This is a genomic window from Corallococcus aberystwythensis (genome assembly GCF_003612165.1).
GTDB classification, from domain to species: domain Bacteria; phylum Myxococcota; class Myxococcia; order Myxococcales; family Myxococcaceae; genus Corallococcus; species Corallococcus aberystwythensis.
Genome location: NZ_RAWK01000311.1, coordinates 1 through 10,717, shown reverse-complemented (window position 1 = coordinate 10,717; position 10,717 = coordinate 1). Strand labels below are relative to the sequence as shown.

Genomic DNA, 10,717 nt, shown 5'->3' with positions numbered 1-10,717 from the left:
CTACGTGGGCGCGGCGGGGTACGTCTTCGTCCATGACAAGCTGTGGATCGCCGTGGCCGGCCCGCTGTGGTCCGGCGGGCTCGCGTTCCTGGTGACGACCCTCTACGCCTTCCGCACCGAACAGGACGTGCGCGAGTTCGTCCACAGCGCCCTGGGCCGCTACGTGAGCCCGGAGGTGGCGCGGCTGGTGGCGCGCGACGTGAGCCTGATGAAGCCGGAGCGCCGGCAGATGACGGTGTACCTCTGCGACATCGAGGGCTTCACCCGCCTGTCGCAGGCGCTGCCGCCAGAGCAGCTGGTGCCGCTGCTCAACACCTTCCTCACGGAGATGACCGCCGTGGTGCGCGCCACGGTGGGGCAGGTGGACAAGTACATCGGCGACTCGGTGATGGCCTTCTGGGGCGCGCCCGTGCGCACGGACCGCCACGCGCACCTGGCCTGCGAGGCCGCGCTGAAGCTCCAGGCGGCGCTCGCGCAGAAGCAGCCCCTCTGGGAGAAGCAGTTCGGCCACCGGCTGTCGGTGAAGGCCGGCATCGACACGGGCGACCTGCTGGTGGGCGACATGGGCAGCGAGCTCAAGTCCCACTACACCGTCATGGGTGAAGCGGTGAGCCTGGCCGGCCGGCTGGAAGCGGCCAACAAGGAGTACGGCACCCAGGTGCTGGTGGGGCAGGCCACCGCGCAGCTGGCCAGCGACGCCTACGTCTTCCGGGAGGTGGACCGCGTGCTCCTGAAGGACAGGCCCCAGCCCGTGCGCGTGCACGAATTGCTGGGCCGCCGGGGCGAGTTCTCCCCGGAGAAGCAGGCGGGCATGGCCCTCTACGAGAAGGCCCTCATCGCCTACTACGGGCGCGACTTCCTGGTGGCCCAGGAGCTGTTCCGCCGCTGCACCGTGGAGCACGGCGATACCGTGGCCCGCGTCTACGTCCAGCGCTGCCAGCGCCTCATCCAGACGCCGCCGCCCGCGGACTGGGACGGCGTCATCCGCTGGGGCCGGCGCGCCACGGACTCGCGCTAGCCCTGGCCGAGCCCTTCAAGGCCGCGTCTCGACCCGGAGGGGCATGCCGAAGCGCGAGGTGAAGAACTGGAGGAGGTGGGCGTGCTCGAACGCAATCTCCTCCGGGCGCTCCGTGAGGTGCGCGTGCTCGGGGATGATCATCAGCGACGCGTCCTGGCCCCGGGCCCGGAGCGCGCGCACGAAGACGTCCGCGTCCGACAGTGACACCTTCGGGTCCCTCGCCCCCAGCTTCAGGGCGATGGGCGCCTCCACCCGGTCCACATAGGTCACGGGCGAGATGGCGCGGAGCTGCTCCGCGTCCTTCTCCAAATCGCCGTATTCCGAGGCCCGGGCGCGGCGCACTTCCGGCGTGGCCTGGGAGAGGAATGACGCCAGGTCCGTCTTGGCGGCCAGGGCGAAGCCCGCGTCGTAGCTGCCCGCGAAGCGCGTCATGCCCACCAGCGTCTGGTTGCCCCCGTAGCTCCACCCGAGGATGCCCAGCCTGGGAACCACGCCATCGCGGGTGAAGCGCTGGCGCAGGCAGCGGCTGGCGGCCTCCAGGTCCGTGGCGGCCTCCACGCGCAGCGGCCCGTTGTCCGCGCGGGCCCACGCTTCAGTGCAGGCGGTGCCCCGCACCGCGGGCTCCGCGTAGATGAAGCCCGCGCGGAGGAAGAACTCCGGGCGCCAGTGATAGCCCGGCCGGGGACAGCCCGTCGTATAGAAGGCGAGCACGGGACACGCGCGCTCCGAGCACCCGGGCGGTGCTCGCACCTGGATCCGGAAGCGCACGTCGCCGTTGTCACACGTCAGGTCCTCCACGGGCGCGGCGCTCCAGCGCAGGCGCTGCCCGGAGTCCGCGAGGATGGCCGCCAGGGTGGCCGTCAGCGCCGCGTCGGGCTCGACACGCGGATGGCGCCGCAGCAGCTCGTCGCGGGAGTCACCGTCCCGGACGAGCGCCGCTCCCACGACGCGAGGGCTGTCCGCGTCCGCATGCGCGCCCAGCACTCGCGGGGGCGCGGGCACCACGGGGCGCGAACAGGCACCGAACACCAACAGGCCCCCGAGGCCTGACAGGAGGAGGGCAGACAGGGCTGCGCGGAGCACGGAGCACCTCAGGAGTATCAGTCGTCGTCGCCGGAGTCCGGCTGGCCGAACAGCTCGCGCACGGGCGCGTCGTCCTGGATGTGCTCGGCCACCACCCGGCGCATCTTCTCCGCCGTCATCCCGGAGTAGTACACCTCTCCGGGCCACCCCATGAGCTGGTAGTCCTCCGGGGACAGCGGGTCGCGCTTCCTGCCCGTGTCCTCGCGCACCACCACGTTGGGCCCCATGTGGCAGAAGCCGTAGCAGCCGCCGCGGTACAGCTCGCACCGGGACTGCAGGCCCTTGTCCGCCAGCGCCTCGCGCGCCGCCACGTGCACCGCGTCCGAGCCGGCCTCGCGGCAGCTGGAGCCCTTGCACACCGACATCCGGTAGCGCTTCACGGCGGGGCTCCCCGTGCCAGGCCGGCACCATGCGCATTGAAGAGCTGCAGCATCACCACATGCCCCCAGAAAAGGCTTCGGCCCGCTCTTCCCCTGACGGCGGGAAGAGGCGGGCCGGGCTTGCGTGCGAAGGGGCGGTGAATCCCGCCCCCGCGGCGCGGAACGGGACTACTTGATGAACTTCGTCACCTGGATGGGACCCTGCTGCGTCACCACCGCGTGCCCGGCGCCCGCCTTGGCGTGGCCGTGGCCCGCGCCCAGCTGCTTGGCGTGGCCGTGGGCGTCGTGGCCTTCGTGTCCCTCGCCGATGCGCGTGTGCGCTTCCTTGTGGACGTGGTGCGGCTCCGTGGAGCTCTCACGCTTGTTCCAGGGGTCGGACGGGTGCGACACGGCCGGGCCCTTGAGCAGCTTCGGGATGTCGTAGACGAAGTTCTGCCGGTTGTACTCGGACGGCGTGTGCATGTAGGTGTCCATGCGGATGGCGTCCTTCGGGCACGCCTCCACGCACAGGCCACACACGATGCAGCGCAGCTCGTCGATGACGAACTGGGTGGGGTACTTCTCGATGACCGCCGACTCGGAGTCGGTGGCCTCGCGCTCGTACTCACCCGCCTCGATGTAGATGCACTGCGCGGGGCAGATGGTCGCGCACATGTAGCAGGCCACGCAGCGCGGCTTGCCGTCCTCGCGCGGCACCAGCCGGTGCAGACCGCGGTAGCCCTCCGGATAGATGGGCTTCTCTTCCGGGTACTCCACCGTGGTCATCAGGTTCATGCCCGTGCGGTCCACCACCTGGGGGTTGGGGTCGCGCGTGCCGAACATGTTGCGGAAGAAGTGCTTGGTCGTGATGGCCAGACCGCGCAGCAGCTCCGGGATGTACATCCGCTCACGGAGGTCCGTGCGCGGATCCTGGGAAGCATTGAACGCCATGGTGTCGAGTCTCGCTTCCGGACCGCGCTAGTGCGCGCCCGCCGGGGAATGGGAGTGGGGGTCCGCCGCGTGCGCGGGCAGGCCGTGCGCGTCGTGTCCGTGGCCGTGCGCGTCGTGCCCATGGCCGTGCGCCGTGTCGTGCGCGCCCGCCGCCTTGGCACCCGTGGTCATGGTCAGGGCGACCACGAAGCCGATCTCCAGCAGGCCCACCACGCCCAGCGCGCGCAGGGACGGATCCCACAGCACCAGCGCGCCGCTGATGAACACGTTGGCCAGGCCCGCGGGCAGGAGGATCTTCCAGCCCAGGTTCTGGATCTGGTCGTAGCGGAAGCGCGGGAAGGTCCAGCGAATCACGAGCTGCACCCAGATGAGCAGGATGACCTTGATCCAGAACACCGTGCCCAGCAGCGTGCCGTACACCCAGCCGTGCTCCTGGAAGAAGGGCTGCGCCGCCAGCCACTCGCCGCCGAAGGGCAGGTGGTGCCCGCCGAAGAAGAGCGACGCCGTCACGCCGGCCAGCACCACGACCTCCACGAACTCGGAGATCATGAACATGCCGAACTTCATGCCGGAGTACTCCACGAAGTAGCCGATGATTTCGGACTCGCCTTCCGGAGCGTCGAACGGGGCGCGCTTGGTCTCCGCGAAGGACGCCACGAAGAAGGCGATGAAGCCCAGGGGCTGGATGAAGATGCCCCACGCCGGCAGGCCCAGGTCGAAGCCGCCGTCCGTGCGCCACAGGTACTGCGCCTGGCCGGTGCCGGACACGAGCGCGTTGCCCACGTCACCCACCAGCACGGGCAGCTGCACGGAGGAGAAGGCCAGGAACAGGCCCACGAGCGACAGGCCCAGCGCCACTTCGTAGGAGATCATCTGCGCGGAGGCGCGCACGCCGCCCAGCAGCGCGAACTTGTTGTTGGAGGACCAGCCGGCCAGCGACGTGCCGTACACGGCGAGCGACGCGATGGCGAGCAGGTACAGCATGCCGAAGTCCGGCGTGGCGACGACCATGTCCACCGTCTTGCCGAACACGTTCACCGTGGGCCCGGCCGGCACCACCGCGAACAGCGCGAACACCGGCGCGAAGGCGAGGATGGGGCCCAGGTTGAACAGGAACTTGTTCGCCGTACCGGGGACGAAGTCCTCCTTGGTCAGCATCTTCAGCACGTCGGTGATGATGTGCGGGATGCCGCCCAGGGAGCGGTTGGACAGGCCCGGGATGGCCAGGCGCGCGCGGTTGGGGCCCACGCGGTCCTGCATGAACGCGGACCACTTGCGCTCCGCCAGCGTGAGCAGCGTCGCGGTGATCATCACGAAGACGAGCATCAGGAAGAGGATGTTCGTCAGGCGGCTGGCACCCTCGAAGAGGTACTCCTCCGCCAGGTAGCCCACCAGATACGCCGAGGCCACTCCGCCAGCGATGGCGAAGATGATGAAGGCCATGGCGAACAGCATGGTCAGGATGCGGCTCATGGTCAGATGCCCCTCACGCGCGGCGCGCCGAACTCGCGGTAGCCCGGCGGACGGCCGTCGGCTCCCGACGGCAGCGGATTGATGCCCGGCTTCTCCCGGTCCGGCGGAGAGGCCTTGTCCCAGTTGAACTCGGCGAACTCGGACACCTTGCCCGAGAGCGCCCGCCACACGTCGCGCGCGGAAGCAGCGGCGGCCTCACCGCCCAGCTCGCGCGTCAGCTCCGTGGCCCACTTCCAGTGCGGCACCGCGTCCCCCTTGGAGGGGTACGCCTTGCGGAAGCGCTGGGTGATGCCGTCCTGCTGGGTAAACGTGCCCTCGTCCTCGATGTGCGCGGCGGCGGGCAGCAGCACCGTGGCCTGCGCCGTCACCGGGGACTCGTTCTGCGCCTGGGCGACGAACACCTCCAGCTTCGCGGCGGCTTCCGCGAAGGTGGCCGCGTCCACGGGGACTTCCGTGCCCACCGCGTAGAGCGCCTTCACCTGGCCCGCGTTGATGGCGGGGGTGAGCTCCTCGAAGCCCTTGAGCGACAGCCCCAGGCCCTTGGCGATGAGCGCCAGGCCCTGACGGTTGGGGTTCTTGTCCGCCGTCATCAGGTAGTGGTCCGCCTTGCCCTGCGGCCGGCCGCCCACGAACACCTGGGTGACGCCCAGCACCGTCTTCGCGAACGTCAGGCCCGCGAGCAGGTCCTCGTTGGACGCGACCGGCGAGGCCAGCACCGCGAGCTGCTTGGAGCCCACGAGCGGCTTGAGCGCCTTGACCGCGCCGAGCGCGGCGTCCTTGCGGCCGACGGCCGGCTGCACCGTGCCAGGGGCCTGCATGCCGCGGCCCACGCGGGCGGTGAGCACCCGGCCCACGTTCAGGTCCTTGTACGACAGGCGGCCCTGGTCGCACATCCAGCTCTTGTTGATGGCCTCGTTCTCACGCGGGCGGTAGCGGTACGTGTCCTGCGACATCCAATCGCCGTAGATGTTGCAGCCGCGCGAGCAGCCCGTGCAGACGGACGGCGTGGCGGACAGGAACCACGAGCGCGCCTTGAAGCGGAAGTCGCGGGAGAGCAGCGCGCCCACCGGGCACACGTCCACGGTGTTGAGCGAGTAGTTGCTGTTCAGCTCGTTGCCCGGGAAGACGTCGATGCGCTCGTGGCTGCCGCGGCCGAAGACGCCCAGCTGCGGCTCCTTCGGGATTTCATTCATGAAGCGGACGCAGCGCGTGCAGATGATGCAGCGCTCCTGGTCCAGCACCACGTGGGGCCCCAGCACCTTGCGCTTGTGCTTGAGGGCCTTGGTGCCCTCCAGGCGCGAGGGCTTGTAGTTGTACTTCATGTAGTAGTCCTGCAGCTTGCACTCACCGGCCTGGTCGCAGATGGAGCAGTCGACCGGGTGGTTCAGCAGCAGGAACTCCATCACCGCGCGCTGCTGCTCCTTGACCTTGGGGGTCGTGGTCTTGATGACCTGACCCTCGGCCATGGGCGTCTGGCAGGCGGGGACGAGCTTGGGCGCGTTGGACGCCTCGATGAGGCAGATGCGGCAGTTGGCCGCGATGGAGAGGCGCGGGTGGTAGCAGTAGTAGGGGATCTCCGAGCCGACCGTCTTGGCCGCCTCGATCATGTTCGTCCCCGGCTTCACCACGACTTCCCGGCCGTCGATGACCGCCGTCACGAAGCCCGGGTTCTTGGGCTGCGGCTTGGGCGGAGGGCCGCCGGCGGGCGCCGCCGGCTTGGGCGGAGGCGTGCCGGTGGGGCCGCTGTGCGCCACGGGCGGGGAGTCCAGCTTCGCGCCGGCGGGCGGGTTGGACGGCTCCGGGCCGACCTTGGCCGCGGGCGTGTCGGTGGGCGCGCCCTTGGGGGGCGTCTGCGCGTCACCGGTAGGCTTCTTCGTGTCGTTGTCGCTCACTGCTCGACCTCGCCGCCGATCATGTTGATGGTGTCAAAGGTGGGAACGAGGTCCGCGAGCATCTTGCCCTGGATGATGTGCGGCAGCGCCGACAGCACCGGGAAGCCCGGAGCGCGCACGTGGACCTTGTACGGACGGCCGCGGCCGTCGCTCACCAGGTACCAGCCGAGCTCGCCGTTGGAGGCCTCGGTGGCGTCGTAGACTTCACCGGGGGGCACCTGGATGCCCTCCATCACCAGCTTGAAGTGCGCCATCACGCCTTCGATGGTGCCGTACACCTCCGGCTTGGGCGGCAGCGCGATGCGCCAGTCGTCCACGATGATGGGGCCGGGGGGGATGGTGGCCAGGGCCTGGCGCAGGATGCGGATGGACTGGCGCATCTCCTCCAGGCGCACGAGGTAGCGGTCGTAGTTGTCGCCGTGCTCGCCCACCACCACCTCGAAGTCGAAGCGGTCATAGACCCAGTACGGCTGCACCTTGCGCAGGTCGTGATCCACGCCGCACGCGCGAAGGGCCGGGCCCGTCCACCCGTAGTCGATGGCGTCCTCGGCGGTGATGATGCCGGTGCCCTTGGTGCGGTCCACGAAGATGCGGTTGCGCGTGAGCAGCCCGTCCATCTCCACGAGCAGCTCTTCGGTGCGGTCCAGCGACTTGAGGACCTTCTCCGACCAGCCCTCGGGCAGGTCGCGGTTGATGCCACCCACGCGGCCGAAGCTGGTGGTGAGGCGCGCGCCGGTCAGCTCCGTGACGCGGTCCTGCAGCAGCTCGCGGGCCTCCATGCCGTAGAGGAACGGCGCGAAGCCGCCCATCTCCAGGCCGGTGGCGCCCACGCACGTCAGGTGGTCGGTGAGCCGGTGCAGCTCACTGCCGATGACGCGGATGTACTGGGCGCGCTCCGGGATCTCCAGGCCGATGAGCTTCTCCACGGCGTTGAGGAACCCGAAGTTGTTCATCATCGCGGACAGGTAGTTCAGCCGGTCCGTGTACGGCAGGCACTGCGTCCAGGTGACGTTCTCACAGCTCTTCTGGAAGCCGCGGTGGAGGAAGCCGATCTCCGGGTCGATCTTGACGATGGTCTCGCCCTCGAGCTCCACCTTCAGCCGCACGGTGCCGTGCGTGGCCGGGTGGGAGGGGCCCATGTTGATGACCATGTTCTTCGTCTGGAAGTGCGACTCCAGCTCCGACTCCTCATGGGCGAACCCATCGGTGTCGGGGTTGTGGGGCTTCTTCGCGTCGGTGTTGTGGCTGTCGGCCATGGAGAGGTCTCGATCAGGCGACGCCGCTGGTGCCGGGGCCGCGGAAGATGTCCTTGATGGGGCGCTCGGGGATCAGCGGCTGGCGATCGCGCAGCGCGTAGTCCTTGCGCAGGGGGTGGCCCTGGAACTCGTCGTACAGGAGGATGCGGCGCAGGTCCGGGTGGTCCGTGAAGCGGATGCCGTAGAAGTCGAACACCAGCCGCTCCCACCAGTTCGCGCCCCGGTACAGCGGCGTGAGGGAGGGGACTTCCGGGCGGGTCTCCGTCACGCGCACCTTCAGGCGCACGTGCTCCTTCCGCTTGAGCGAATAGAGGAAGTAGACGACCTCGAAGCGCGGATCGCTCTCCGCCAGGTGCAGGCGGTCCACGGCGTCCGCGGAGCCGAACAGCTTGAAGTCCAGCTCGGGATCCATCTTCAGGAAGGTGGCGACCTTCGGCAGCCACTCGGCATGGATGACGGCCCAGGCTCCGCCAGCGCGGTCGACATAGCGCTCCGCGACCGCCTCGGGAAACTGGGCGGCGACCCGGTCCAACGCGAAAATGCTCAAGGGGGGCCTCGATCTACGACAGAGGAAACCGCGGCTTTATAAGGACCGTTCGCGTGAGGCGTCAACGTAAACCCTCAACCATGTAGGCCACTTAGGCGGTCCAGTAGCCCGGCGTCGCGATCCACCCCCTGCCTGCCTGGGCACAAGGGGTTGCGCGAGTTCAGGCCGCCACGTCCGGACCCATCATGGGGGCGTCCTCGGCGGGCTCGGGGATGAAGGTCACCACCGGCTGGCTCTTGCCGGGGACGAGCGCCACGGGGGCGGGGGCCCACCGGAAGGCGTCGCCGGCCTGCTCCCGGGTCGCCTGGGAGACGAGCACCGGGACCCCGAAGCCCTTGGTCAGCCGCTCGATGCGGTTGGCCAGGTTCACGGTGTCGCCGATGGCGGTGTACTCCAGGCGCCGGAACGGCGACCCGATGTTGCCCAGCACCACGGGCCCCGTGTGGACGCCCACGCCCATGCGCAGGCCGGCCTCGCCCCGGGCGGCGCGCTCGGCGTTGACGGCCTCCAATTCGCGCACCATGTCCAGCGCGCAGCGGGTGGCGCTCCGGGCGTGGTGGGCATCCGGCAGCGGGGCGCCGAAGTACACCATCAGTGCGTCCCCGATGAACTTGTCGAGCGTCCCTCCATGGCGGAACACCACCTCCACCATGCGGCCGTAGTACTCGTTGAGGATGGTGACCACCTGCTCGGGTGGCAGCCGTTCGCTCAGGGCGGTGAAGTCGCGCACGTCCGCGAAGAGCACGGACACCTCGCGCAGCTCCGCGGCAGGGGAGTCCCGGTCCTGGAGGCGTTCCGCGACGGCGGGGGAGAAGTAGCGGCCCAGGCGGGCGCGCTGGAGCTCCTCCTGGGTGACGGCGGCGGACAGCAAGCGGATGCGCTGGAGGAGCCGGGCGGCGCCCGCGGCCGTCATGGCCAGCATCACCGCGCCAGCCACCTGGGCGCCCCCGCCGATGGAGGCCTCCTGCTGGAGCCGCACCTCCGCGAGGATGGCGATGACCGTCACGATCAGGGTGACGGGCCGCCGGAGGCTCAGGGCGGACAGGAGGACCAGCGCCGCGAAGATGCCCAGCGTGAAGCCGGCTACGCCGCCCGGAGAGGGGGACACCGGCAGCGCCAGGTGCTGGAGCCAGTAGACGGCGGGCACGTCCACGAATGCCACGGACAACGACGCCCAGCGGGCGATGCGCGTGGAGGCCGTCACCGCCACGGCCACGACGGTGGTGCACACGAGGTAGAGCGCGAACGGCGCCAGGTAGACGTCCCAGTCGTGCAGCCCGCGCACGCGGCCCAGGTACACCGCCACGGTGAAGAGCACGCCCACCGCGCCCAGCCGGACCCAGGCCAGGTGCCGTCCATTGGACTGACGCTCCCCGGCGAGCGCGCGGCGCACGGACTCCTGCAGGGTGTCGCTGGGCGGGGCGCTGGTGGACATTGGGGTGGGGTCCCCCGGACCGGGGGATGCAACGGTCAGGAACAGGCGGGGTGCCATCTTGCACCGGTGGTGCTTCCCACGCACGTCGCGGACTTCCCGAAAGCCCGGTGGAACACAGAGTTGGCGCGGAAATGGCCGGACGGGGTAGACGCTGGAGGCATGTCCGTGCGGTCCGTCGCTTCCTTCCTCCGTGCCAGCTCGGGGCGCCTGGCGCTGGGCGCCCTGCTCGGGTTGTTGCTCTTCGCGGCCGAGACGGCCTGGCTGCTCAAGGCGGGCGTCGTGGGCGTGGACATTCCGCTGGACGGCCCCTACGCGGCGCTCGCGGCGGCGGTCCGGCCGCTGCTGCCTGGCGTCATCCTGCGCGTGGCGGCCGTGTACGCAATCGCGGGCGGCCTCCTGGGGCTCGCGGCGGCGGTGATGGCGAGGGCGTGGACCCGGCGGAGCGGATGGGTGTCCTGGGCCGTGCTGGTGCCGCACTGGGGGGCGCTGCTGTTGTTCTGGGCGTGGGACCGGGCGTTGGCGCGGCCCGCGCTCTTCGACGACCTTCCGGCGGTGCGGCCGGTGCTGGCGTGGCTGGTGGATCACGGTGAGCCGTGGCAGGCGCGCGCGGCGGCCGGGGCGTGGGTGGCGGTCCACCTGGCGGTGTTGTCGGTGCGCGGTGCGAGGGCACTCCGGCGGCGGGTGCGTTCCGGGGGGCCGGAGC

General features: G+C 70.1%; 9 protein-coding genes and 1 pseudogene. 2 read left to right on the top strand and 8 right to left on the bottom strand.

Translation table 11 applies throughout. The annotated features are described in order from the left end of the window. A partial coding sequence (locus tag D7W81_RS35435) for an adenylate/guanylate cyclase domain-containing protein (protein ID WP_147445738.1) occupies positions 1-1,018 on the top strand: 1,018 nt, incomplete at its 5' end. Between the two features lie 15 nt (positions 1,019-1,033). Here the strand turns inward: D7W81_RS35435 and D7W81_RS35430 are convergent. The 8 genes from D7W81_RS35430 to D7W81_RS35395 all read right to left on the bottom strand — a co-directional run bounded on the left by D7W81_RS35430 (position 1,034) and on the right by D7W81_RS35395 (position 10,014). Beyond that, a complete protein-coding gene (locus D7W81_RS35430) occupies positions 1,034-2,101 on the bottom strand; it encodes an alpha/beta hydrolase family protein (protein WP_158621756.1) in 1,068 nt (355 codons plus the stop codon). Positions 2,102-2,118: 17 nt separating this feature from the next. Beyond that, on the bottom strand, positions 2,119-2,481 hold the full coding sequence (locus D7W81_RS35425; RefSeq protein ID WP_120559803.1) for a (2Fe-2S) ferredoxin domain-containing protein: 363 nt from the start codon (positions 2,479-2,481) through the stop codon (positions 2,119-2,121). Between the two features lie 168 nt (positions 2,482-2,649). Continuing rightward, positions 2,650-3,411, bottom strand: coding sequence for a NuoI/complex I 23 kDa subunit family protein (locus D7W81_RS35420; RefSeq protein WP_120559802.1), 762 nt, complete (start codon positions 3,409-3,411; stop codon positions 2,650-2,652). A 27-nt stretch (positions 3,412-3,438) separates the two neighbouring features. Continuing rightward, on the bottom strand, positions 3,439-4,884 hold the full coding sequence (locus D7W81_RS35415; protein WP_120559801.1) for a complex I subunit 1/NuoH family protein: 1,446 nt from the start codon (positions 4,882-4,884) through the stop codon (positions 3,439-3,441). Between the two features lie 2 nt (positions 4,885-4,886). Further along, positions 4,887-6,776, bottom strand: coding sequence for an NADH-quinone oxidoreductase subunit G (locus tag D7W81_RS35410; protein ID WP_120559800.1), 1,890 nt, complete (start codon positions 6,774-6,776; stop codon positions 4,887-4,889). Beyond that, positions 6,773-8,032, bottom strand: a complete 1,260-nt coding sequence (gene nuoD / locus D7W81_RS35405) for an NADH dehydrogenase (quinone) subunit D (RefSeq protein ID WP_120559799.1) — start codon at positions 8,030-8,032, stop codon at positions 6,773-6,775. The genes D7W81_RS35410 and nuoD overlap by 4 nt, the downstream gene beginning before the upstream one ends. Positions 8,033-8,045: 13 nt before the next feature. Then, positions 8,046-8,564 carry an NADH-quinone oxidoreductase subunit C gene (locus D7W81_RS35400; protein WP_120527536.1) on the bottom strand — a complete coding sequence of 173 codons (519 nt, stop codon included), beginning with the start codon at positions 8,562-8,564 and terminating at the stop codon, positions 8,046-8,048. A 175-nt stretch (positions 8,565-8,739) separates the two neighbouring features. Continuing rightward, entirely contained in the window at positions 8,740-10,014 is a 1,275-nt protein-coding gene (locus D7W81_RS35395; RefSeq protein WP_120559798.1) for an adenylate/guanylate cyclase domain-containing protein, read from the bottom strand. Positions 10,015-10,173: 159 nt separating this feature from the next. Between D7W81_RS35395 and D7W81_RS35390 the strand changes: the two are divergent. Then, a pseudogene (locus D7W81_RS35390) lies at positions 10,174-10,717 on the top strand (sulfatase-like hydrolase/transferase); the annotation flags it as partial.